Source organism: Desulfobacter sp. (genome assembly GCA_028768545.1).
Lineage (GTDB): Bacteria > Desulfobacterota > Desulfobacteria > Desulfobacterales > Desulfobacteraceae > Desulfobacter.
Genome location: CP054838.1, coordinates 2,618,811 through 2,644,286 on the forward strand (window position 1 = coordinate 2,618,811; position 25,476 = coordinate 2,644,286).

General features: G+C 50.8%; 18 protein-coding genes and 3 pseudogenes. 2 read left to right on the forward strand and 19 right to left on the reverse strand.

Translation table 11 applies throughout. The features are described from left to right. Nucleotides 1-323 precede the first annotated feature (323 nt). A complete protein-coding gene (recC, locus tag HUN05_12600) occupies nt 324-3,731 on the forward strand; it encodes an exodeoxyribonuclease V subunit gamma (protein ID WDP85870.1) in 3,408 nt (1,135 codons plus the stop codon). Beyond that, nucleotides 3,728-7,264 (forward strand): exodeoxyribonuclease V subunit beta, encoded by a 3,537-nt coding sequence (gene recB, locus HUN05_12605; protein WDP85871.1) that lies wholly within the window; start codon nt 3,728-3,730, stop codon nt 7,262-7,264. Before recC ends, recB begins: the two co-directional genes overlap by 4 nt. 7 nt (nt 7,265-7,271) lie before the next feature. Here the strand turns inward: recB and HUN05_12610 are convergent, their stop codons facing one another. The 19 genes and pseudogenes from HUN05_12610 to HUN05_12700 all read right to left on the reverse strand — a co-directional run bounded on the left by HUN05_12610 (nt 7,272) and on the right by HUN05_12700 (nt 25,431). Then, nucleotides 7,272-8,330 (reverse strand): ATP-binding cassette domain-containing protein, encoded by a 1,059-nt coding sequence (locus HUN05_12610; GenBank protein ID WDP85872.1) that lies wholly within the window; start codon nt 8,328-8,330, stop codon nt 7,272-7,274. Continuing rightward, nucleotides 8,327-9,109 carry an ABC transporter permease subunit gene (locus HUN05_12615; protein WDP85873.1) on the reverse strand — a complete coding sequence of 261 codons (783 nt, stop codon included), beginning with the start codon at nt 9,107-9,109 and terminating at the stop codon, nt 8,327-8,329. The genes HUN05_12610 and HUN05_12615 overlap by 4 nt, the downstream gene beginning before the upstream one ends. Then, complete coding sequence (gene modA, locus HUN05_12620; protein WDP85874.1) at nt 9,097-9,846, reverse strand: molybdate ABC transporter substrate-binding protein; 750 nt, start codon at nt 9,844-9,846, stop codon at nt 9,097-9,099. Before modA ends, HUN05_12615 begins: the two co-directional genes overlap by 13 nt. A gap of 619 nt (nt 9,847-10,465) precedes the next feature. Continuing rightward, the gene (locus tag HUN05_12625) at nt 10,466-11,035 is read right to left on the reverse strand and encodes a helix-turn-helix transcriptional regulator (GenBank protein ID WDP85875.1); all 570 of its coding nucleotides are present in this window, start codon (nt 11,033-11,035) and stop codon (nt 10,466-10,468) included. 1 nt (nt 11,036) lies between these two features. Beyond that, nucleotides 11,037-11,273: a hypothetical protein gene (locus tag HUN05_12630; protein ID WDP85876.1), complete on the reverse strand. Its 237-nt coding sequence runs from the start codon at nt 11,271-11,273 to the stop codon at nt 11,037-11,039. Nucleotides 11,274-11,287: 14 nt separating this feature from the next. Then, nucleotides 11,288-12,334, reverse strand: a complete 1,047-nt coding sequence (locus HUN05_12635; GenBank protein WDP85877.1) for a DUF2088 domain-containing protein — start codon at nt 12,332-12,334, stop codon at nt 11,288-11,290. After that, on the reverse strand, nt 12,331-13,608 hold the full coding sequence (locus HUN05_12640) for a (Fe-S)-binding protein (GenBank protein WDP85878.1): 1,278 nt from the start codon (nt 13,606-13,608) through the stop codon (nt 12,331-12,333). The genes HUN05_12635 and HUN05_12640 overlap by 4 nt, the downstream gene beginning before the upstream one ends. Further along, nucleotides 13,605-14,975 (reverse strand): FAD-binding protein, encoded by a 1,371-nt coding sequence (locus HUN05_12645; protein WDP88049.1) that lies wholly within the window; start codon nt 14,973-14,975, stop codon nt 13,605-13,607. The genes HUN05_12640 and HUN05_12645 overlap by 4 nt, the downstream gene beginning before the upstream one ends. 51 nt (nt 14,976-15,026) lie before the next feature. Further along, nucleotides 15,027-16,304, reverse strand: a complete 1,278-nt coding sequence (locus tag HUN05_12650; GenBank protein ID WDP85879.1) for a TRAP transporter large permease subunit — start codon at nt 16,302-16,304, stop codon at nt 15,027-15,029. Continuing rightward, nucleotides 16,301-16,791: pseudogene (locus HUN05_12655) on the reverse strand (TRAP transporter small permease). Before HUN05_12655 ends, HUN05_12650 begins: the two are co-directional and overlap by 4 nt. Before the next feature lie 62 nt (nt 16,792-16,853). Next, nucleotides 16,854-17,898: pseudogene (locus tag HUN05_12660) on the reverse strand (DctP family TRAP transporter solute-binding subunit). Nucleotides 17,899-18,296: 398 nt separating this feature from the next. Further along, entirely contained in the window at nt 18,297-19,154 is an 858-nt protein-coding gene (locus HUN05_12665; protein WDP85880.1) for an ATP-binding cassette domain-containing protein, read from the reverse strand. Further along, a complete protein-coding gene (locus HUN05_12670; GenBank protein WDP85881.1) occupies nt 19,144-20,127 on the reverse strand; it encodes an ABC transporter ATP-binding protein in 984 nt (327 codons plus the stop codon). The genes HUN05_12665 and HUN05_12670 overlap by 11 nt, the downstream gene beginning before the upstream one ends. After that, the gene (locus HUN05_12675; GenBank protein ID WDP85882.1) at nt 20,127-20,987 is read right to left on the reverse strand and encodes an ABC transporter permease; all 861 of its coding nucleotides are present in this window, start codon (nt 20,985-20,987) and stop codon (nt 20,127-20,129) included. Before HUN05_12675 ends, HUN05_12670 begins: the two co-directional genes overlap by 1 nt. A gap of 1 nt (nt 20,988) precedes the next feature. Further along, nucleotides 20,989-21,909: an ABC transporter permease gene (locus HUN05_12680; protein ID WDP85883.1), complete on the reverse strand. Its 921-nt coding sequence runs from the start codon at nt 21,907-21,909 to the stop codon at nt 20,989-20,991. Nucleotides 21,910-21,936: 27 nt separating this feature from the next. Further along, nucleotides 21,937-22,911, reverse strand: coding sequence for a hypothetical protein (locus tag HUN05_12685; protein ID WDP85884.1), 975 nt, complete (start codon nt 22,909-22,911; stop codon nt 21,937-21,939). A gap of 24 nt (nt 22,912-22,935) precedes the next feature. Then, complete coding sequence (locus HUN05_12690; GenBank protein WDP85885.1) at nt 22,936-23,502, reverse strand: hypothetical protein; 567 nt, start codon at nt 23,500-23,502, stop codon at nt 22,936-22,938. 80 nt (nt 23,503-23,582) lie between these two features. After that, a pseudogene (locus tag HUN05_12695) lies at nt 23,583-24,520 on the reverse strand (isoaspartyl peptidase/L-asparaginase). A gap of 53 nt (nt 24,521-24,573) precedes the next feature. Further along, nucleotides 24,574-25,431, reverse strand: coding sequence for a MurR/RpiR family transcriptional regulator (locus HUN05_12700; GenBank protein ID WDP85886.1), 858 nt, complete (start codon nt 25,429-25,431; stop codon nt 24,574-24,576). Nucleotides 25,432-25,476 lie beyond the last annotated feature (45 nt).

Sequence of the window (25,476 nt, forward strand, 5' to 3'; positions counted from 1 at the left end):
CCCATCCCGCATATTTTACGAATCGATTTTGCTTTAGCTGTACGCCAGGCCGTGAAGCCATAGAGAGTCTACTGCGAACGGGTTGCAGCGATGCAGATAAGGCAAAATCGGTTCGCCCGAAGGGGAACTCCCCCTGGAATTGGTTTGGTAAATAATTATAATTTGCTGTATCTAAAGAGATAATATCCAGCATCCTCAAATTGTCAGTTACTGACCTTCAGGTTATGAAATATTCGGGCTAAAGGGTTTAGCATCAGGGTTTGATCGGTGTATCAGGATTTGCTATTCTAAGGATAAATTATTCGGATAAGGAATTTAAGGCCTTGCTCAACCTGATTAAAAGCAATTGGATGGAAAACCTTGTACAGGCGTTGTTGACCATGATTTCCGAGGTGCCTGATACCCCTTTGGCGCCCGAATATATCGGCATTCAGTCCAGAGGGATGAAACAATGGCTGACCACAGCCATTGCCCAAAGGTTTGGCATCTGTGCCAATGTTCGTTTCTTGTTTCCCCGGCAGATTTTAGAACAGGTCCTTGAGCATACCATTGATAATACCCAGGAGCTGTCCGAAAGCCGGATAAACAAGGCAAAAACCGTGTTGAACCCGGAGATCATGACCTGGTCCATCATGGATATCTTTGTCTCTTCTTCCCTTGAGGCGTGTCCCGGATTTGAGGCCAGCGGTCTTACCCGGTATATCATGGATGATCCCACGGGGAAAAAAAAACTGGGGCTCAGCCGGAAAATTGCAAAGGTGTTTGATGACTACCAGGTATACCGTCCCGACCTTTTGGCCCAGTGGGAGGGGGAAAAACCTCTTGATCCTGTATCAGATTCTGTCAAAGATCATGCCGTGTGGCAGGCATGGCTCTGGAAACAATTGAGCCAGAGGGCCATGTCTTTGCCAGACCGGGTGGATGCCCTTTTGACCCGGGCAAGGGCCGGTCTGCTCCAAAGGGATCATCTGCCTGAAAGATTTTCTTTGTTCGGGGTCTCATCCATGCCGCCCCGGTTTTTGGAGGCCTTTGCCGCCCTGGCCGAAATTTTGGATATTCATCTTTTTCTTTTGACCCCCTGCAGCCAGTTTTTTTTTGACTTAAGATCCAGCCGCCAAAAAAAAGAGATGGACCTTTTTTCGGATACGGATGGAAAAGAAGATCAAGAGGGGTTGATTCCCTTTACGGATGACGGCAATCCTTTGCTGGCAGCCCTGGGCCGAAGCGGCCGGGAGTTTCACGGTATCTTGGAAAATTTTGACTATCATGAACCCTGGGGGGATTTTTTTACAGACCCTTTGGATCATGAAGAAGACAGGTTTGGCCTGGATTCAGGAGGGCTGCCGTCCATGCTCTCTGTTGTCCAGTCTGATATTCTCAATCTGGTCCACAGGGGGGAGAAAGACCATCCTCCCCGGGCAGCGGTCTCTTTTGCTGATCGTTCTGTCTCCATTCATGCCTGTCATTCACCCATGCGGGAGTCCCAGGTGCTCAAGGACCTTATTCTCGAGGCATTTAATACCCATCCGGAACTTTGCCCCCATGATGTGATTGTGATGATGCCCGATATTGAGGCATACGCCCCTTTTTTAGAGGCCGCATTTTCCCCGTCCCCCAAAATTCCTTTTGCCGTATCTGACCGGCGAAGACGGTCAGAATCCAGCACTCTGGAGGCATTTTTAAAAATATTCAAGCTCAAGGATTCCCGGTTGGAAAAATTCCGGGTCATGGATCTTTTGCAATCCCCTGTGATTGCAGAAAAATTTAATTTGACCGTGGCAGACCAGGAGCAGATGGACAAAGGCCTTACCGCTGCAGGTGTTATCTGGGGCAAGGACGAGGCCCACCGTATCCAGGTCACGGGCAAATCATACCCGGAAAATACCTGGGCCTTTGGCATGCGCCGTTTGGCCCTGGGCTTTGCCATGCCCGGCGGAGAATCGGAACTGGCAGGAGAGGTTCTGCCCCTGGACGGGTTTGAGGGCCTGGAGGGCCAGGTCTTTGGGCAATATGCCCATTTTGTTCATACCTTGTTTGACTGTCTTGGACTTTTGGACTCTCCCAAGACCCTGGAAAACTGGGCCGCCTGTTTTAAACGCATTGTCCGGTCCATGATGGTCTCTGACAAAGGCTATGACAAGGATATGGATTTTTTGTTCACCGCCTTTGAACAGATGGCTCAAGAGGGTCAGGATGCAGGATTTAAATCCAAAATAGATTTTTCAGTGGCAAGGGAGGCTGTTGAATCAAAACTGGATCAGAATATTTCACAGGGCAGTTTTCTTGCCGGCAGCATGACCTTCTGCAATCTCATGCCCATGAGAAGCATTCCTTTTAAGCTGGTATGCCTCATGGGCATGGGAGAAAAACATTTTCCAAGGGCACATTCGGTGAACCGCTTTGATTTGACCCATAAACACCCAAGACCCGGTGACAAGAACGAACGGGAAGAAGATCGCTATCTGTTCCTCGAGTCTTTGCTTTCAGCACGGCAGCAGCTGATTATCACCTATACGGGGATGAGCATCAGCGATAATTCTCCCATCCCCTGTGCAGCGCCTGTGGCAGAGCTTGAAGATACCCTGATTCAGAGCTTTAGTTTTCCCGACGGGTTTTCCTGGAAAATTTTCCACCCCCTTCATCCTTTCAGCCCTGTGTACTTTGATTCTTCGGGAAAATCCCCTGATTTTTTTTCGTTTTCCACCCCCCAATGCCGGATTGCAAAGGCCCAGGCAAGTCAAAAATTAAACATCAGTACGGGGGAAAAACAAAGTCTTTGCCCTCCTGGCGCAGCGGGCTTACCCGCTTTGCAGCCTTTGCCCTGCGGACCGGTGTTCATTGAGATCCTTGATTTTATCCGGTTTTATCGCCATCCTGTCCAGGCGTTTATCTCCCGTACCCTGGGGCTTGTTTATCCTGATTTGGGAAAAGAACGCCTGGATCGGGAGGCGTTTCAGGTCAAGGGGCTTGCCCAATACCATTTGGGGGCCTTGTGTATGGATCAGACGGGAGACAAGGAGTTGTTTGCCCGGGTCAGGGCGTCCGGCACATTGCCGTTTGGACAAAAGGGAAAAACCGAATTTGACCGAATAAACGGCCTTGCCCGGCCCATAAAGAGCCTGGCAGACGAGATGGGGGCCCGGGACAGGGTTGAAACAAACAATATTGAATTTAAAACAGGGCCCTTTGAGTTTTCAGGCCAGGTGGGTGATGTTTTTGCCCAGGGCCGTGTGGTCAAAGGATTTGCCGCCTTGACCCCGGCCCGTATTCTCACCCAGTGGATTTATCATCTGATGTATTCGGTCATGGTCTCTGATGCCGGATATACCCGGCTGGTGGGCAAGGATCTCAAAAAGGGCAGCGTTTATTGTGAATTAGCCCCCTTAGATCAACCAACGGCCGGGCAAATCATAGAAGATCTTGCACAATTTTATCTTACCGGCCAGACCCGGGTGATGCCTTTTTTAACCCGGGTCTGCTTTTATCTTGCCGCCACCTTAAAAAAACTTAACTATGATCAAAGCAGCCCTTGCATTGAACAGGCGTTTGAAAGGGCAAAACCCCATTGGGCAGGCAATGATCATCTGCCGGGTGAATGCCAAAACAGGTATACCGCACTGGCCTTTCAGGGGGCAGATCCCTTTGCAAATTCAGAGGCCCTAAAGGCATCCGGGCTGATCGAGACCGGCCTTTTTGTTTTTAAACCGCTTTTGGAGAACCTGACCCTGTGAAGATCTTCCCTCAATTAGACCCCTTTACCCTGGATCTTGAGCAGGTCACCCTGATCGAGGCCTCGGCCGGCACAGGCAAGACCTATACCATCACGACCTTGTTTGCAAGACTTGTGGCCATGGGATACCCTGTGGAATCCATCCTGGTGGTCACCTTTACCGAGGCTGCGGCGTCGGAACTCAAACTTCGGATAAGACAACGGCTTAGCGCCTGCCTTAGCGCCTGTAACGGCCAGGAAAACCCGGAGGCGCGGACAGACGAACTGGCCGTTTTTTTAAATTCCCAAGCCCAGGCCCCCTTGATCCGGAAACGGTTGAGCCTGGCCATTACCTGCTTTGACCAGGCAGCCATCATGACCATCCATTCCTTTTGTTTTTCCGTGCTCAAGGAGAATGCCGTTGAGAGCGGGGTTAATTTTGATATGGAACTTCTGGCTGACAGCCAGGGGTTTTTTTCCGAAACCGCCATGGATTTTTTCACGGCCCGGATCAATGATGAGGATCCCTTGTTTTTGGATTTTCTGGACAAGGCCGGCATCACCCCGGAAAAGATTCAAAATGAGCTAAGGGGGGCAGTGGCGCGTCCGGGACTTAAGGTTTTTCCTGACGCTGCGGTTTTCAGGTCCATTGGAGATGAGTACAGGCAGGCTGTACAGGAGGTGCGGGCAATTCTCACCCGGGAAAAAGACCTGATCCTTACCTTGATTTCGACCCACAAGGGCGTGGATAAACGAAGCTATTCCAAAAAGAATCTGCCCCTTTGGCTGGATCTCAGCCAAAAAGCCCTTAAAGAGGAAAACCGTGTCTTTGTCATGACCGAACAAGGGGATCCTTTGTATAAATTTACCCGGACCCGGATGGCTCAAAAAACCAAGGCCGCCCATACACCGCCGGGTCATCCTTTTTTTGACCATTGTGAACACCTCTTAAGCCTTTATCTGGTCATGGAAGAAAACCTTGTGGCCGTCAAGCTTGAATTTCTTGAGTATTATGCCAAGGCACTGGCCAGGATGAAAGAGACCCAAGGGGCCTGCTTTTTTGACGACCTGATCAATGATCTGGCATCCGCACTTCACTCTTTTCGCTCCAAACATTTGAAACAGGCGGTTCTGGAAAGCTATCAAGCCTGTCTTATTGACGAGTTCCAGGATACAGACCCCGGACAATATGATATTTTTTCAATCCTGTTCAAACCTAAAAATTTTGTTCTGCCTTTTTTTATGATCGGTGATCCCAAGCAGGCCATTTACGGGTTCAGGGGCGGGGATATCTTTGCCTATCTTTCAGCCTGTGAGCAAAGCTGTCAGCAATTTACCCTGGCCACAAATTACAGGTCTGCCCCGTTGCTGGTTGACGGAATCAATGCCATTTTTTCCAGGGTTCCGGCCCCGTTTGGATTTAAGGAGATTCCCTTTCATCCGGTTGCCACCCCTAAAACAGCCAAAAACCGTCTGGTTTGCGATAAGATTTTCGCTCCGCCTTTTAATTTTGTTTTTGTGCCAACTAAAAATTTGCCACAGGATGCTAAGGGGTGGGTTAAAAAAGGGGCCGGTCTGGCAGCGATTCCGGATATTCTGGCCAAAGACATTCTGTCTTTGCTTTTAAACCCGTCAACCCGGATATTGGATACCCGGGAAAAAGAGGATATTCCCCGGAAAATATCCTTGAAAGACATGGCCGTTCTGGTCAGGACCAATGACCAGGCCCAGGCGGTTCAAAAGGCGTTATCCCAATCTAATATTCCTTCGTTTTTATCCAAAACAGGATCTGTGTTTGATTCTGCCCAGGCCGTTGAGCTTTTTGATATCCTCTCTGCCGTGGACCGGCCGGAACATACCGGGTTTTTAAAGGCAGCCCTTGCCTCTTCTGTCTATGGCATGACCCCCCAGATGTTTGAACTCATGGACAAGGAGCACACCCTTTTGGAATCATGGCAGGACCGGTTTGCAAGCTATCATAAAATCTGGGAGGAGAAAGGATTTGTCCCCATGATTTCAAGGCTTTTTCATGATGAAGACCTAAGGCCTGCGCCTTGCGATGCTCTTTGTGAAAGGGCGTTGACCAATTTTTATCATCTGATTGAGCTGATATCCAAAATGGCCCTTCACCAGGATCTGTCCCGGCCCTTTTTGTTGAAATGGGTTCAAAACCAGCTGTCCAAAGAGACCCGGGAGGAGACGGCTGACGAACTTCGCCTGGAAAGCGACCATAGTGCCGTGGCCATTGTGACCATTCACAAGAGCAAGGGACTTGAATATCCCATTGTGTTTCTGCCCTATCTGTGGACGGGTAAAGGCCGCCCGGGGACCAAAGGCCCGGTTCTTTACCATGACCCGGATGAGGATTTCAGGCTTTGTCTGGATTTGGGTTCGCCCCAAATTGACCGGGCAAGGGCGTTTAAAGATCAAGAAGATCACGCCGAAGAGATGCGCCTGCTCTATGTGGCATTAACCCGGGCCTCTGTTATGTGTCAAATCTATTGGGGGGCTTTTTCAGGGGCCAATACCTCAGCGCTCGGCTGTTTGCTTCATCCGGACGGATTCCCGGATGAAACCGCCATGGTTGAGGACTTAAACGATTTTGCCGCAAAATATCCCCAAAGTATAGCATTAAAAGCCCCTGAGCTGCCGCCCCATCCTTTTTATCTGCCCAGGTCGCCGGCGTTGGATCAGGACCTTGTCCCCCAAAAGATGTCCCGGGACATTTTGTTTGACTGGCGAATAACCAGCTATTCCGCTCTTATTTCAGGGCAGGGAGGCCATGAGACGGTCCAAAGGGAAAAAAGCCCTGGCCTTGATGACATGATCATTCTGGAAAATTTTCCAAAGGGGGCCGGTGCCGGAGATTTTTTTCATTCTGTGTTTGAGGATATTGATTTTTCAGATCCTGCCACCATTGAACCCATTATTTCAAAAAAACTTGTTCAATACGGTTTTTCAGGCAGAGGCTTTGGCCAGCAGGTCCTGGCGATGGTAAATGAGGTCTTGTCCTGCCCCTTGAATTCCAGGGACAATTCTTTGTTTTCCCTGGATGAAATTACCATGGATAACCGGTTTACGGAGATGGAATTTTGTTTTGACATGAAAGGGTTTGACCTGGCTGCCATGGCCCGATTGTTTGCCTGCCTGCCCGGAGAACATAATTACGGCCAGCGCCTGAAAAAAATGTCAATTCCTAATTTTAAGGGGTTTGTCAAGGGGTTTATAGACCTTGTGGTCCAGCACAACAACAAGTGGTATATCATGGATTATAAATCCAACTATCTCGGGCCAGCCTATGGGGATTATGACCCACCAAACCTCCACCAGGCAATGGTCTCACACGATTATATCCTCCAATACCATCTCTACCTTGTTGCCCTGGACCGGTATCTTCGTTTTCGCCTGAAAGAGTATGATTATGATCTCCATATGGGCGGGGTTTTTTATCTGTTTATCCGGGGGATGAAAAAAAATAGTCAGAGCGGGGTCTTTTTTCACCGGCCTTCAAAAAAGATTATGGAAGCCTTTTCAGGGGCCCTGTTGTCTTCCTGATATTTGTTTATTGGATAATCCTGACATGATCGGCATTGATCCTGGCATAAAGTGTGTCCCCTGGCTTTGGATACAATCCGGTCATCATATTCCGTGTTGAGTTAATATTCAGAGCCGTGTTCCTTATTTTGACACGAAGAGACCAGATTTCTCCTTCACATTTGATTTGCTGAACTCTGGTTTTAATTAAACTGTCCCCGTTTAAATGGCTTGGCGGGGTATTGTACAGGCAAATTTCTTCAGGACGGACCGCCACCTTGACCCGTTCTCCTTGGATGGCCTCATCCGTGGACATGATATTAAAATCATCCAGTTTTAAAAGGGTCTCACCGTTAATTTTTTCACCCACACGTGCACCCCAGAATGAGGCGCCCACAAACGCTGCCACAAATTTATTGGCAGGTCTTTCAAAAATCTGCCTGACGCTTCCGCATTGGAGCACTTGCCCTTTTCTTAAAATTGCAGCTTTGTCGGCAAGGGCCCAAAGGTCCTTCATATCATGGGTCACATGAATGACGGTGGTGCATTTTTTATCAATCACGTCACAGAGAAGCTGGCGAATCTCCCTGCGCGTCCCCGGGGCAAGTGCTGAAAAGGGTTCGTCCATGAGCAAGAGCCGCGGATTGACCACCAGGGAGCGGGCAAGGGCTGTCCGCTGCTGCTCCCCGCCCGAGAGCGTATCCGGCTTTCGTTCCAGAAGATGGTCAATCTTGAGGCTGGCTGCAATCTCTTCAACCTTGGTTTTGATATTGTGTTTTTCTACCTTTTTTAACCCATAGGCAATATTTTCAAATACAGAGAGGTGGGGCAAAAGGGCATAATCCTGGTATACGATCCCAATCCCTCTTTTTTCCGGCAGATCATTGACAATATCGTCACCGTCCAGGATAATTTTCCCTTTTTCCGGCTGGAAAAATCCGATAATGCATTCAAGTAAAATACTTTTTCCTGAACCTGTGGGATCGATGATAACGGCATAATCTCCCTGGTCTAAATTCAGGTCCAGTGATTTAAGTTCAAAATCCCCTAATTTTATGCTTAAATTTTCAATGCTCAAATAACTCATATGCTGGCCTCTGATTTTTCAAATACCAAAATGGCAATAAAAGAGACAATCACAAGGATAATACCCGATGTGATCGCCATTGGCATATTACCGTAAGAAACGTTCAGGTAGAGGGTGATGGGAAGAACCTCTGTCTGCATATATGACCCGCCTGCAAGGATCAACACAGTGCCAAAGGTGCCGATACTCCGGGCAAAGGCAATAATTGTCGCAGTTAGAAGACCGTTTTTGGCCAATGGCAAAGATACATTTATAAATGTTTCAAACATCGAATATCTAAGGCTTCGGGATACAAATTCCAGGCGGGGATTAATAAAGTCAAAGGTTGATTTTATAATCCTGACCGCATAGGGAAGGGCGGTGAAAAACTGGGCAATAACAATACCCTGTTTGGTAAATACAAAATCAAGGCCTATGGCCCGTAAACTTTCCTGAATGACCGGGTGTCCAAAGAGCAGCAGCAGGCAAAGGCCCAGAACCAGCTCGGGAAATGCAATGGGAAGATCAATGATTGCCTTGACAATACTCTTACCCCAAAAATCAATCCGGGAAAGAGAATATCCTGTGGGCACTGAAACAATAAAGACCAGAAAGGTGGACAAAAGACTGGTCCAGACCGTCAGTTTAAGTGAGAACAGCATCTCTTTGCTTAATAAGGATGCCCAGATCTCCCCTGGGCTGGGGACCAGCACCAGGGAGATAATCGCGGCCAGTAATATTGCGGTCAGGATAATTGGAAGGGTAATTAAGACTAACCGAAACCAGGTTAGTCTGTGCATCTTTCAAACCCCCATTTTTCCCAGACCGCCATGGCCTTGTCCGAGGAGATGTATTGGGTAAACTCCTGGGCAAGGGCCGGGTTGGGCGAACAATTGGTAACAGAACAGGGAACGGTTTTAATAATATTGTCCTGGTCCGGAATCCGGATCACTTCCACCTTGTCCTCTGCCCAGGCCACAACATCTTCCCAGATAATGGCGGCCTGAACCCGGTTCATGGCCACATAAATCAGCAATTGGTTCACTGTGGGGCCTGAGACCACGACCTGGGGTTTGACCTGGTCGTACAATTTGTTTTTTTCCAGCAGTTTTTTTGAAATTTTGCCGATGGCACAGGCCCTTGGATCCCCAAGGGTTATCTTCACATCTTTTCGGCCCAGGTCCGCAAGGGTCTGGATATTGGCAGGGTTGCCCTTGGGCACCACAATCACGGGAATATGTTTGACAATCTTCTGGTCTGTACCTGGCTTGAGCCATCCGTTTTTTTTGGCATCATTGGTATATTTTTCAGCCCCGGGAATAAAGACATCACAACACTTGCCCATGCCAAGCATTCCGAAAATTTCTCCAGATCCTCCGTAATGGACCTTTATTTCAACGTTGTGATCTTTTTCAAAATTCGTTCTCAACGCCTCCATGGGCTTCATCAAGCCTGCCCCGGAATAGATGGTCAGATCAGTTGCGGCCCATGCAGGCATGGCCATGAGGGAAATAATCAATAGGTATATATAGCGCATATCGCACCTCCGTAGGTTTAAAAATTTAATTGGTGGTACCACCACGGTAGGTACTTGTTAATATTTAACCCAAATGATCATGAATGAGAGGGCTTGATTGAAAAAATAACCTGCAATGACCATGGATAACCTGGTCTTTGGCTCGCATATTTTATGAATTGATTTTGCTTTAGCCCGCATATTTCACAAAGCGTTTTTGCCTTAGCTGCAAGGCACAGACCGAGAAGCCGTAGTCCTTTACTGCGAGCGGACTGTAACCCAGCAGATGAGGTAAAACGCTTTGCCCGGAGGGTGAGGTTTTGTATAATGGAAAACGACTTAAAAAACGATACAACCAATTGTAATAATATAACTTTTTGGCAAAACGCTTAAAAGTTCATGAAATATTCGGGTTAGCTGCCAGGCCTCAGGCCGTGAAGCCGAAGTGACTATACTGCCAACGGTCTGGAACGACGCAGATGAGGTAGTATCGAGTCGCCCGAAGGGTGACTTCCCTTGGAATTGGCTTGGTCGGTCGTTATACCCTGTTGTATTTAAAGAAATTAATATCCGGTTGCTTTAAATTGTCATGAGATATCCGGGGGATGATTGGCCAAGACGGTGGTTTAAACGGTCTTTTTTAACGGTTTCGTTTATAAAAATAAATGACCACCAAGAGTTTGGCCTTGTGTGTTCCCAGGCTTTTGCCCACATGGGGAACAATGGAGTCAAAATAAATATTGTCGCCCGGGTTGAGCAGATAAACCTCCTCCCCGTAATGAAATTCTATTTGCCCGTCAATGACATAGATGGATTCTTCCCCTTCATGGGTATAGGTCCGGGTGATTTCAAAGGGGGCATGGATGATAAACGGATCCATGTTTTTTCCGGGCTTTCCCTCGGCCAGAACTTCATAATCATACCCGGTCTCCTGGTCTGTCTCCCGGATCAGCTTGCGGTTGTCCTGGCGGCTTAAAAAAAAGCGGACATCTGAAATGGGATCCACCTGGCCGGCCAAAAGAGAGGTGACCTCAATGTCCAGGCCAGCTGCAATCTTGGTCAAAGTGGAGTAGGGCGGGGCTTTTTGGGCCCTTTCTACCTTGGAAAGATACCCCTTGGTCAGGCCGGTTTTAGAGGCCAGATCCTGGAGGGTCATCTGATTGCTAATCCTGAGTTTTTTGATGTTTTCGGCTATGCTTTTTTCGTCCATGTCATCCTCCTTTTTTTGGGGGGTGCGGTTCAGGGCCGGGGTCAGATATCCGGGGTAAAATGTTTTCTGCATAGGGAATCACATACCCCTTGCCGGTCAGACGGGTGATATATTTTTTTAAATCTTGGGTGAATTCAAATCCAATTTCCCGGGTGTGGGGCTCGTCCAGGTCTGAGACCAGGGTGATCTCATATTGGCTGAGCATGTCAATGACCCGCAGGGCCACATATTCGGGCATGCAAAAGGTGGTGTTCAGCTTTTTTCCAAGGGCCTTGGGCTGATGTTTATATTTTTTAAGGGCAGCTTTAAATCTGTCATTGCCCACGCCCTGGCCGCATTCTGCCACAAACAAGAGTTTGCCTTTCTTTTTGACCGCAGATACGGCATTGAACAAGGCTTTGGTGGCTTGGTAAAGCTGTCCATCTGTGTTTTTTCCCCGGCTGAAAAGAGAACAAAATCCCCCCTTGTTTGAACATCTACACAGCAGGCCGCATCCAGGGCGGAGCATCCGTTTTGAAATGTGGAATGAAGATCTCCCACAGAGGCATAAAAGAGTTCTCCTCTGCCGTTGGCTGCCACGGCGGCATAGGTGCAGGTTTTGTTTTTTAAAAATATTTCTGCTCCCTCCTGCATGTCCTCACTCACCGGATTGCCTGCACAGATGCCCTGCTTTACCATGGGGTGGGGATTCCCGTTTTTATCCATGGCCAGGGCATGGTTCGTCTGGATGGCATTTTCTCCTGAAATCCCGGGAAGAATATATTTTCTGCCGCCGCCGAATCCTGCGAGCATGTGGTGGAGGATCCCCCCGAAAATGATGATATGATCGGCTTGCCAGGCCTCCCGGGTCATGGTGACCCGTGTGCCGGCAGAGGTGGTGCCGATGGTGACAAGCCTTGTTTCATCCAGGCCTGCGGAATTTAGGATCTCAATTTTAGGGTCAATGGTTTGGCCGCACAGCCGGGCAAACTTTTTTTGGGGTATTGGACCATGGGTGCCAAGGGCAATGATAATTTTGATCTGGCTGGGTTTGACCCCTTTTTGTCCAAGGGCTGAAATAATATCCCCCACAAAAAGATCTGCCCTGGCCCAGAGCCTTGTGTCATCCGGTATGATGAGGGCAATTTTTTTTGAGGCAATCTCTTTTGGGCAATGGTCCTGAATCCCTTGGGCGATAATCTGACTGATGGATGTATGGCTGAGTCCCGGGATATCTCGGCCTTTGAGCAGGCCGTAAAGCTTGGTTTCGGGAAGATCAAAGCTGAGGTGTGTGCCCCCTTTTTCCAGACAAATTTTCATGGGGTCTCCCGGGCCATGGCCTGGCAGATCAGGGTTACAGGATGGATAATCTTTGTTTGGCTGTCTAAGGGAAGGTTACCCTGCAGATTGAGCCTGCAGACCGGGCAGTCCGTCAGCCAGAGATCTGCATTGGTATGAGTGATCTGGGCCTGCTTTTGCTCCATGATTTTTTGGGCGGTTTTGGGGTGTTCGTAAAAAAAGGTACCGCCCCCGCCGCAGCACAGATCTTCTTCTGCCGTGGGAACGTACTCAAGGTTGGGCAAATGTCTCAGCAGATCCTGTACCCGGGGATGCGAGTTAAAACTGTTTCTCGAATGGCAGGGGGCATGGTAAACCCCCCGGCTTATCTTGGGTGGTGGGGGATCATATTTAAGGTTGAATTTGGATAAAAAGCTGAGTATGTCCATTGTTTTTTCAGATATTGTTTGGGCCTGGGCTGACAGGGTGTCTCCTTTGTCGATCCCCTCTTTGTTCAGTCGTTGAATATACAAGGGATATTCATCCTTTAATGCCGCCCCGCAGGTGGTGCAGTCCACGATAATATGGTCGTAGTCATGGCAGGCCAGGGCCCTGATATTGGTGATGATGTTTTTGCGGGCCTTGGATCCGGCCCCGTGATAGAGCAGGGGGATGGCGCAGCAGGTCTGATCCCGGGGGATGATGACCTCATATCCAAGATCCTTAAGAATTTTGACGCTTGCCCTTCCCGTGTCTTCAAACATGTAGTTGGTGGCGCATCCGCTAAAGTAAACAAGTTTTCCCCGCAAGGGTTTCCCTGATTTGGGCCGAATCTTTTCGGGCAGGGTTTGCCTGAATGGCGCAGGGTTGAGCTGTGGAAGGCAGGAGATTGGAATCTGGCCCAGTCTGTATTTTTTTTTCAAAAATTCAGGGGTGAGTTGCTGTCCCACACCTGCCATTTTGGCCCCGGCCCTGAGACGATACTCTCTGGCCAATAGAAAAATTAATCCCTTGATGGCCGGGGTGTCGCCCAATGCTGCCGCCATTTTTTCACGCATGTCCATGAATTTTTCATAATGGTTGATCCCCGAAGGACAGATCCGGGCGCAGGCCCCGCACATGAGGCAGTTGGAAATGATTTCTTTGAGCAGGAAAGAGGATTCCAGTGTATTGGTTTCAAATGCCTTGATCAGCTGGAGCCTGGCCCGGGGAGATGCCTGTTCTTCTTTCAGGATTTGATATACCGGACAGACAGAAAGGCAGAGCCCGCATTTCCCGCAGTTTTGAGGGGCAGAGGCAATATTGTCAGGTGTCATATGAATTTTCCCGGGTTGAGGATGGACAAAGGATCAATGGCGGACTTGACCTTGGCCATGATCTCCATGGAATCTTTGTCCATGACCAGGTCCAGGTATTTGGCCTTGGCCAGACCAATGCCGTGTTCGCCGGACAGGGTCCCCCCAAGGGCGGCCGCTGCCGCAAAAATCTCATCAAATGCCTTTTCAACCCGGGCCCATTCCGCTTTATTGTTCCGGTCTGCAGGGATCAGGGGGTGCATGTTCCCGTCCCCGGCATGGGCCAGCACCCCGGCCGTGAGATCATACTTTTTTGAAATGGCCATGATCTGCCGGATCATTTCAGGCACCTGGCTGACCGGCACGGTCACATCCTCGGAAAGGATGTCCGGGGCAAGCTTGGCAAAAACCCCGTAGGCAGACCGCCGGGCCGTCCATAGTTTGGTTTGTTCCTCTTGGGTGGATGCTTCTTCAATATGGGCGGCATGATTGGCCTTAAGATGGTCAACGATCAGGGCCACTTCTTTTTCGCAGGCCTCTTTGATTCCGTCGACTTCAATGAGTAAAGATCCTTGGGCCTCCCGGTCGAGTCCTAAATTTGCACTCTCTTCAATGGCGTTTAAGGTGAATTGGTCCATGAGTTCCATGGCTGCAGGCAAAATACCGGACCCTATGATATCAGAGACCGCTTTTGCCGTATCATCCAAGTCCGTAAAATTGACCATCAGGGTCCGGGTGGTTTCCGGTTTTGGCACAACCTTGACAATGGCTTGGGTCACAAGGCCCAAGGTGCCTTCGGAGCCGCAGAACAAGGATGCCATTTTGTATCCGGTGACATCCTTGACATTCTTTGAACCGAACCTGGTGATTTTCCCGTCGGCTATGACCACTTCCAGGCCCAGAACATAATCCATGGTCACCCCGTATTTGAGGCATCTGGGGCCGCCGGCGTTCTGGGCAATGTTTCCGCCCATGGTGGCTATGGACATGGAACCCGGGTCCGGGGGGTAAAAAAATCCATGGGGGGCCAAAGCGTTTTGAAGATCATTGTTGATGACCCCGGGCTGGACAACGGCATATCTGTCCCTGGTATTGACCTCTATAATCTGGTCCATTTTGGAGAAACACACAACAAGCCCCCCCTGGATGGGCACTGGGGCCCCGCACACTGAAGTGCCTGTTCCCCTGGCGGTTACAGGGATTTTGTTTGCATGTGCAATTGATAATACCTGGGAGACTTCGGCTGTTGTTTTGACAAAAATAACAGCCTCGGGCAGGGCCTGGACCAAAAAGGCGTCATAGGCATAGCAGGCAAGTTCTTCGGGCCGGTCAAGGTATCGTTCTTTGGAAACAATTGCGGTAAATTTTCTTGCCGCTTCGGGTGTGATCTTGCCAAACCCTTTATTTTGAAATTCTATTGGTTTCACAGATGGCTTTCCTTAATTGAGAATCCAGTTTGGCAATGTCAAAGAGATCCAGGGAATATAGGTGACGAGCAAAAGACAGACCAGCATAATGCCTAGAAAGGGGGCAACGCCCCGGGCGATCCTGGCCAAAGGGGCCTTGGTAATGCCCGAAGCCACAAAAAGATTCAGTCCAAAGGGCGGGGTCAGCATGCCCATCTGGATGTTTAAGACCATGACAATGCCGAAATGGACCAGGTCAATCCCGTACCGGTTCAGGGTTTCTAAGAAAATAGGGGCCAAAATCAGCATGGCAGAGACATCGTCCATAAAACAGCCCAAAATAAGAAATAAGATGTTGACCGTGAGCAGGAACATCCAGGGGCTGTTGATATGACTGATGATGATGTCGGCCAGCTGGTGGGGGATCTGCTCGGCCGTGAGCAGCCAGATAAAGGTCATGGCGCAGGAGAGGATAAAGAGCAGGCAGGCGGATAGAACCGCTGCATCCTGGCAGATATCGGTAATATCTTTGATGCCAAACTCTTTGTAGACAAAGATTTCAATGAACAGGGCATAGACCACGGATATGGCAGCGGCTTCCGTGGGGGTGAATATGCCCGAATAGATTCCGCCCAGTATCACAAAGGGGAGAAGAAGGGCCCATAACCCCTCTTTTGCCGTGCGGGTCAGCTCAGCCAGGGACGCCGTTCCCTTCACCCGCCAATTGTTCTTTTTGGCAACAAAAAAGGTATAGATCATGAGGGCCAGACCGATGAGCAGCCCGGGCAGAATTCCTGCCATGAAGATCCTGGTCACAGAAACATTCATTACCAGACAATAAAGGATCATGGGAATGGAGGGGGGAATCACGATGCCAAGGGAGCCGGAGACTGTAATCAATCCCAGGGAGAACCGTTCCCCATATCCTGCCTTGACCAGTGCCGGGATCATGATCGAGCCGATGGCCACAACCGTTGCAGGAGAAGACCCTGAAATGGCGGCAAAAAATATACATGCCAGGATGCCTGCCATGGCAAGTCCGCCCGGAAACCAGCCCACCAGGGCATTGACAAAGGCAATGAGTTTTCTGGCAATCCCTCCCCGGGTCATGATGGCGCCGGCCAGGATAAAAAAGGGAATGGCCAGAAGTACAAATTTATCCAAGGCGTTAAACAGCTGCTGGGTGATGATGTGCAGCGGTGTAGAGGTGAAAAAAACCAGGCATACCAGGGTGGTAATACCTAAAATTACGGCAATGGGCGCCCCTAAAAAAAGCAGGGCAGTAAAGCTTAGGCAGATGGTGAGAATCATTTTGCTGGATTTCCGGATAAAGAGGGGGTTAAACATTGCCATGCCCGGATGAAAAATCTGATACCCATGGAAATGGAAAAGATCGGTATGGGCAGATAGACGATATACATGGGCAGTCCCATGGTCGGGGAGGTGGTTTCATACCCGTGCATCCGGGCCACAATTTTCCACGAATAATAGGCCACCGTAAAAAAAACAGGGCGCAAATCGTGTTTGTCCCAGCCTTTACCCGTCCCTGCCAGGCCAGGCTCATTTTGGATACCAAAAGATCCATGGAAAAATGGCTGCCGGATTTGACGCCGGCCGAAGCGCCTAAAAATGCGATAAACACCCCGAGATAACGGCCCAGTTCTTCAAACCAGGTAAACGAGTAGTTGAATACATACCTTGAAATGACCTGAATAAAACCGATCAGGGCAAGTCCTATAATGGTCCAGACCAGTGTGAATTTTTCCACCCGGTCGAAAAAGTTGACAATCTGACGCACCTGTATTCTCCGTAAAATTAAAGCCCGTGCCCCATAACCGGACACGGGCAATGCGGTTATGCCTATTGCTGGTGGGCCTTGATTTTAGCCAGCATGAAGTCAAAAAGAGGATTCCCTATTTTTTTGCGGTATTGGTTCCATACCGGGATCATGGCATGTTTAGAGGCGTTTCTTTCCTCCAGGCTCAGGTCAATGATTTCAACATTGTTTTGTTTTGCATAGTCGGCAATGGAAATATTGCTCTTGGGCAGCGCCTGGTGAAGTTCTGCATTGACCCGTCTATTGGTCTCAATGGCCACCTGTGAGGCCTCTTTAAATATCTGCTGTTCTGCCGGGGACAGGGAGTCCCAATAATCCATGCTGACAACAATGACGCATTCGGTCAGGCAGTGCTGGGTCCGGGTGACATATTTGGTGACTTCGGTAAATTTCATGAGCACGGTGGTCAGGATGGGGTTTTCCTGGGCGTCAATTACCCCGGTCTGAAGGGCGTTGTAGATCTCGGGAAAGGTGATGCCCACAGGAGAGGCACCAAGCTGCTTAAAGGTGTCCAGATAGGCCGGAGAGTTCATCACCCTGACCTTGAGGCCTTTGATGTCTTCAGGGGTTCTGACCGGGCGCTTGGTATTGGTAAAGTCGCGGATTTCATTTTCAGTCCATCCAATGGCAATAAAGCCTTTTTTGGGGAAATAGGAAAAGATTTTTTCCTGGACTTGAGGGTCATCCAAGGTGGCATAGGCTGTTTTTCTGTCCGGGAAGATAAACGGCATATCCAGGACCGCGCATTGGGGTACAAAGTTCTGGAGCACGGCCGTGGTTATAGAGGCGATCTGAAGGGTGCCTGACTGCACCTGCTCGGCCATGGAGCGCTCTCCGCCCAACTGGCCTGCCGGGAATGTGGCAATATTAATTTTACCGTTGGTTTTTTCTTTTACATAGGCGCTAAAGGCGTCCACGCCCTTGGCCTGGCCATGGAAGGGGGGGGGCGACATGGCCGAACTTTACCTTTCCGGCAAAGGCAGGAACGCTAAAGCTGAGGCTGAAGGCCAGACAGACACATATGACAGCTGCCAGCAGAGGCAAGGACGTGATGGGGAGTCTTTTCATTTTTTTATTTCCTTAAAAGAGGTCAGTATCGATGTACCAGTACATTTTATGCCATGAATTATCCAAATGTTATCTGTTTGTCAACATATTCCACAGCTCAAATGGATTGATTTAAAAAATGATATGGATCCTGTTTGGGGGGACAGGTTTTATGACTTATTTTTAGCGGTATGGAGCCTGTTCCAGATCCAGAGAGATGAATAATGAAAACCGGAGTGGGGTTGCCCCGCTCTATAACTGCCAGGTCGTGTGTACCGAAGATCAGGTCATTGTATTCGCCAAGGTCATCTATGGGGAAAATGAAATTTACCAGCTTGAACCGATGCTGGAAAAGACGACAGCTAGCTTCGGGCGTCAGGGATTGAAGAGGATCTATAAGCCATTGCTGCTTCTGGCGGCTATGATTCAAAGAGAGGAAAGTGGCAGGCCACCCGGCGGCCCTGGGCAATGGTTTTGAGCATGGGCTTGTTTTGGGCGCATTTATCCTGTTTGTATCGGCACCTGGGATGGAAGGGGCATCCCGGGGGCGGGTTCATGGGGCTTGGCATATCTCCGGTCAAAGGAGGGGTTTGTTCTCTTCGGGTGAGACTGGTGGTGGGTATGGCGTCAAGCAGGGCCGGGGTTGAGTAGAGTCCGTCCCTGGGAGCGATTTCCACGATATTTCCCAGATACATGACAGCGATCCGGTCGCAGAGGTGGCGGACTACGCTCAGGTCATGTGAGATGAACAGATAAGTGAGTTGGAATTTTTGCTGAAGGCCTACCAAAAGGTTGAGAATCTGGGCCTGGATGGATACATCCAGGGCAGAGACCGGCTCGTCGGCAATGATCAGCTTGGGATTGAGGGCCCGGATCCGGTCTTCTTTGTGGCTGCCCATGCCGTGGATGGTCAGGGGCTCTCCCATGATGCGGCGGATGGTGTGCCTGGGGTTCTGGGAGGAGAAGGGGTCCTGGAAAATCATCTGCATGTCCTGGCGCAGGGTTCTAAGGGCCTGGCTTTTCAGGGAGAGAAGATCAATGCCCTCAAACAGAATCTGCCCTGCTGTAGGCGGTTCTAAGCGGAGAATGCACCGGCCCAGGGTGGATTTGCCGCAGCCTGATTCCCCGACCAGGCCAAAGGTCTCCCCCTGGATCAGATCCAGGTCCACCCCGTCCACGGCTTTGACATGCCCTGCTTTTTTTTTGAACCATCCCTTTTGGGAGACCGGATAATATTTTTTCAATTGCCTGATCGTTAGCAGCTGGTCATCTTTCATGGAGAAAACACCTTACCTTGTGGTTGAAACCTGTGTCTTTGAGGTCGGGAACGGTTTTTGCGCATGGGGAAAATGCATGGGCGCACCGGTCGTGGAAGGGGCAGCCCCGGGGCAGGTCCGTCAGGCTGGGCACCATTCCGGGAATGGCCTGGAGCAGCTTGTCCTGGGGCACGGGCCGGTCCAGGAGGGGCACCGATGCCATGAGGCCTTGGGTATACGGATGAAGGGGATTTGAAAATATGGTTTTTACATCACAGGATTCAATGATTCTTCTTGCGTACATCACGGCTACCTGGTCAGCGGTTTCGGCCACCACGCCAAGATCGTGGGTGATGAGCATGATGGCCGTGCCCAGATCTTGTTTTAATTCATTCATTAGGGTCAGAATCTGGGCCTGGATGGTCACATCCAGAGCTGTGGTAGGCTCGTCGGCAATGAGCAGTTTTGGGGCGCAGGCCAGGGCCATGGCGATCATAACCCTCTGGCGCATGCCCCCGGACAGCTGGTGGGGAAATTCCCTTGCCCGGCGGGCCGGATCCGGGATCCTGACTTTGTCCAGCATGTGGACCGCCAGATCTGAGGCGGCTTTGCCCGAGGCTTTCTTGTGCAGGATCAGGACCTCTTCGATTTGCCGGCCGATGCGGTGGAGCGGGTTGAGCGAGGTCATGGGCTCCTGGAAGATCATGGATATCTGGTTGCCCCGCATCTGCTGGTACTGCGTTTCCGACAGGTCCAGAAGATTTTGTCCTTTAAATTGGATCCGGCCGGATGTGATGTCCCCCGGGGGCTGGGGTATCAGGCCCATGACGGCCAGGGAGGTCACACTCTTGCCGCATCCGGATTCTCCCACCACCCCTATAATCTGCCCGGGGTCCACGGAAAGGCTTACCCCGTTAACCGCCTGGACCAGGCCTTCGTCTGTCTTAAAGGTTACACATAGATTTTCTATTTCCAGCAATGGATTTGGGCGCATCAGTTCACCTTCATTTTCGGATCTAAGGCGTCCCGCAGTCCATCGCCCAGAAGATTGAATCCCAGGACGGCCACCATAATGGCAAATCCCGGAATGGTGGAGACATGGGGGGCCACCATTAAAAAGTTACGGCCAGAACTGATCATCTCCCCCCAGGACGGGGTGGGGGGCTGGACCCCCAGGCCCAGGAAGGACAGGGCCGCCTCCATCATGATGGCATTGGCCATGAAAAGGGTGGCATAGACGATCACAGGGGAGACAAAATTGGGAATGATGTGGGAAAAGATGATCCGCATTGACGAGGCCCCCACGGCCTGGGCAGAGGTCACGTACTCCCGGGTTTTAAGGGAGAGTACCGACACCCTTACCATCCGGGCAAATGTGGGCAACGCCCAGATCCCGATGGCCAGGGTGGTGTTGAATACCCCGGAGCCAAAGGCGGTGACCAGGACAATGGCCAACAGCAGATAGGGAAAAGAGAGCAAAAGGTCCATAATCCGCATGAGCACGGTATCCCATGCCCCGCCGACATAGCCTGCCACCACCCCCACCAGGATCCCTCCGGCAAGGGCGATGATGATCGACCCCACGGCCACGGTCAGGCTGACCCTGGATCCGTAGATGAGCCGGGACAGGATATCACGTCCAAACTGGTCCGCCCCCAGGACATATTTGCCAAACGGCTTGTCCCGTTTGTCGAACAGATGCTGTTCTGTCGGGTCATGGGGTGCCAGAACCGGGGCTGCCAGGGCACAGGCCGCTATGGTGATCACCAGAATCAGGCCCACCACGGACAGGGGGTTTTTTATAAAGCGGTTCAGGGCCTTGTGTCGGTTTAAAAATGTTTTTTTATCCGTCATTCTATGATTCCACGATTCTCGGGTCGATGAGCCCATAGGACAGATCCACCAGCAGGTTGATAAAAATATAGGCAGCGGAAAAAACCAGGATGGTGCCCTGGAGCAGCAGAGAATCCCGGTCCATGATCGCCCCCATCATGAGCCGGCCAAGGCCGGGCCATGCAAATACGGTTTCAGTGAGGATGGCTCCGCCCATGAGATTGCCCACCTGCATGCCGAACACCGTGAGGATGGGGATCAGGGCGTTGCGGAATCCATGGCGCCAGACCACCAGCCAGAAGGCCAGGCCCTTGGCCCTTGCCGTTCTAACATAATCTTCGGATAAAACCTCCATGAGGCTGGATCGGGACATCCGTGCAATGGCCGCCATGGTATAGGCGGCCAGGGTGACAGAGGGCAGAACCAGATGGGAAAAAGACCCGGTTCCGCCCACGGGAAACCAGCCCAGCCTGAAACTGAAAAAATAGATCAGAATCAGCCCGATCCAGAACACGGGCATGCACAGCCCCAGAAGGGAGGTGATCCGGGACAGGTGGTCCACCCAGGACCCGGCCCTGGCACCGGAGACAAGCCCCAAGGGGATGCCGATAACCAGGGTTAGGAACATGCCTGCGGCCGTGAGAACCAGGGTGTTGGGCAGGGTGTCGCCGATGAGAGTCGCCACCGGGGCCATTTCCCTGACAGACCGGCCCAGGTCCCCGTGGGCCACGTTCCAGATATAGTTGGCATACCGGATTAGCAACGGCTGGTCCAGGCCCATCTGACTGCGCAGTTCCAGGATCATTTCCGGTGTGGCATTTTCTCCCAGCATCATGGCTGCCGGATCACCGGGGATGATATCCATGATGAGCATGACAAAGAATGCCATGCTCAGAATCACGGCAATGGAGGCCAGGATGCGTTTGACAATGAAAAGAATCATTTTTCCTGTCTCTTGCTCAAGGGATTACTATTCAAGATGCACACCCTTCAGGGGTAAAAGATATTCACTGGGATTGGGTACAAATCCTTTGACCCGGTTGTTCAGCACAAAGATTTCCTTGGTGTTGTACACGGGAATCCAGGTGGCGGACTGGGCAATGATTTCTTGGGCTTCGTCATAGTAAAGTGCCCGTTTTGCCCGGTCCTGGGAGGATCTTGCCTTGACCAGAAGTTCGTCCACCCTGGCATCCTTGAACCGGTCATTGTTCCAACCCTTGGGAGAAAACTGGCTGGAATGAAACATGGCGTAGAGGGAGTAGTCGGCATCGGCATTGGTGGTCAGCCATCCCAGGGTGAACATGTTGTATTTCAGGTCAGCCTTTCTCAGGGCGGTGAATGTGGTGGCCCATTCAAAGAAATCTAATTGGGCATCCACGCCAATGGCCTTGAACATGGCCTGGGCAGCCTCGCATACCTCGGCATCCATGAGATACCGGCCCTTGGCGCCCAGGAATTTGATGGTCAGCTTTTTGCCGTTTTTGTCCAGGATTCCGTCCTTGTCTGTATCCTTCCATCCGGCTTCGGCCAGAAGGGCTTTTGCTTTTTTAGGATTGTAGGGAAACCGTTTGTCAAGTTCCATGTCCTTGAATCCAAATACGGCCGGGGCCAGGTAGCCTTTGGGGGCCACGGCTGCGCCTTCCAGAATATTTTCAACGATGCCGTTTACATCCACGGCCATGGCCAGTGCCTGGCGGACCTTGGGATCGTCAGTGGGGAATTTTTCATTGTGAAATCCCATGTAAAATACCCGCAGTCCCATGGTTTCGGCCACATTAAATTTTTTGTCTGCTTTGAACATGGGAAGTTCAGCCGGGGTGGGCTGCATGGCCATGTCAATGTCACCGGTGCGAAGGGCCATCATCCTTGAACCGGCCTCTGGAATCACCTTGAAGATGACCTTGTTCAGTTTTGCCTTTGTTCCCCAGTAATTTTCATTTTTCACCAGGGTGATATGATCTTTTGTTTTTCATTCTGAGAACTTGAACGGTCCGGTTCCAACTGGATGACGGCCATAGTCGTCTCCGTATTTTTCAACGGCGGCAGGGCTGACAATACCGGTATAGACCATGGCCATGGAGGCCATGAGGGGGCCGTAGGGAACGCTGGTTACGATGTCCACGGTATACTCGTCCACGATCTGGGCTGCCTTGATGGGTCCAAACAGGGCTTTCCACCGTGCCGGCTGGTTAATGGCCCGGTCAAAGGTGAATTTAACAGCCTTGGCATCAAGGTCGGTGTTGTCATGGAATTTAATGCCCTTGCGGATGAAGAACCGGATCCGCTCCGGGGAGATCACTTCAAATTTATGGGCCAGGTTGGGCTGGACCTCGCCGTTCTTGTCAATGACAATAAGGGGCTCGATGATATTGCCGTAGACAATGGCCCCGGGAGCTGTGGTTTCGGTGTTTGAATCCAGGGAAATGGCATCGGAGGGCCTGCCGATGACCAGGGTGTCGTTCTGGGCCATTGCCATGGGGAGTCCCAGGGCTGCGACGGTGATCAGAACCGTCAGGCCGGCCAATAATTTTTTCATGGTGTTCTCCTTTGTTTGAATTTGGGTCGGCATTTGGCCAACCCAGTGGGTTTATAAGATGAAATCCTGGGGCTTTGAGATTATTCCCATATCCGGATATAGGCATCCGAATCCTGGGTTTTAACGCCTCGAAACATCCCCGGGGTATTGTAGGTCATGGTGAAATTTCCGTTTCGGTCCAGGGCAATGAGGCCCCCTGTTCCCGGTTCAAGGTGTTCAAACACCACCTTTTTGGCCGCCTCTTCCAGGGAGAGTCCCTGGTAGATCATCCGGGCGTGGAGATTGTAGGCGGCCACTTTTTTCATGAACTCTTCTCCGAATCCGGTACAGGATACTGCACAGGTGCGGTTGTCAGCATAATTTCCCGCCCCGGGAATGGGAGTATCCCCCACCCGGCCGCAGGCCTTGTTGGTGGTGCCGCCGGTGGTGGTTGCCGCGGCCAGGTTGCCTTCTGCGTCCAGGGCCACAGCCCCCACGGTGCCCATGGGTTTTACCGGTTCAATGTCGTGGTCCCTTACAATGGTGTTGGTGGCCTTGGCCATCTTGAGTTGCTCATACCGAAACTCGTTGTCAAAAAAGGAATTGTCCACAAATTCAAGACCCTGTTTCCGGCCAAACGCTTCGGCCCCTTTACCGGATAAAAATAGGTGCGGGCTGTTTTCCATGATGGCCCGGGCCAGGCAGATGGGGTGCTTGATCTGACTGAGGGTGCAGGCCGCCCCGGAGTTCCGGGTCCTGCCGTCCATGATGGCGGCATCCAGTTCATGGGTTTCATCGGCGGTGTACACCGAGCCTACGCCGGCGTTGTACAAGGGGTTTCGTTCAAATTCCAGTACTGCTGTCATGGCCGCGTCCAGAGCGGTTCCGCCTTTTTTCAAAATCTTAAAACCTGAGTCAAGGGCGGTTGCCAGGCCTTGTTTATATTGTTCAATTTTTTTTGGGGGGTGTTTTTGGAAATGACACCTGCTCCCCCGTGAATTACCAAAACCTGGTTCAAATCTAATTCTCCTGTCTCAATTATCGGTTCAGCCCGGCCAGAAGGCGGGCAATGTTTTACAGGGTGCAAGCCCTTTATTGTTCCATATTGCGGATGGCCTTGACGCTTCTGATCCCCTCTTCTTTGCAGTACAAGAAGAACATGTCGGTGATGACCTGGGTCACGGCAGTAATGGCCACATAGGAATTGGCAAGGGTCAGGGAGTTGCTCTCGCAGAGGAGAACGGCATCGGCCATGTCATAGAGGGGACATTCCGGTGACTCGGTGAGCAGGCAGAGGATGCCTCCCTGGTTTTTGACGTATTCAGCCAATTGGAAATTTTCCGCTGAATAGGTGGGCAAGGTCAGGATAAAAACCACATCCCCCTTGGCCAGAGATGACAGGGCCGGTGAAAAGTCAGAGACCGCTCCGGTGACCTGTTCAATGCGTTTGTCTGTAATGATCTTCAGGGAATGGATAAACTTTCTGGCCACCGGGCCGCTCCCCCCGAATCCGCTCACAAAGATTTTGCCGGCAGCGCCCATATGCGCCACGATTTTCATGACCATGGTCACATTCAGGCTGTTCAGGGTTTTGTTCAGGTTGGTGATTTCGTTGGCCACAAGTTTTTTGAGCTGCTTTTCCTTGGACATCATGTCAAGATCATTGAACAGGATGTTGGAATAGGGGCTGAGCTGCTGCTTGAGTTCTCGCTGGATGGCCTGTTTGAACTGGTTAAACCCCTCAAACCCCAGGGCCTGGGCAAACCGGACAATGGAGGCCTTGCTCACCTTGGCCTGGTCGCTCAGGGTCGTGACCGAGGCAAACCCGATGTCATGCTTGTTTTTAATGACAAAACAGGCAATTTTATGATTGGCAGGAGAAAAGCCCTTCATCAGCGAGGCGATCTTGTCAATGACCGAGATCTTTTCATTGGGTTCTGTTTTTTTCATTTTATCCCCTGTGCAATCGTTGGATGTTATGGCAATGAATCATTT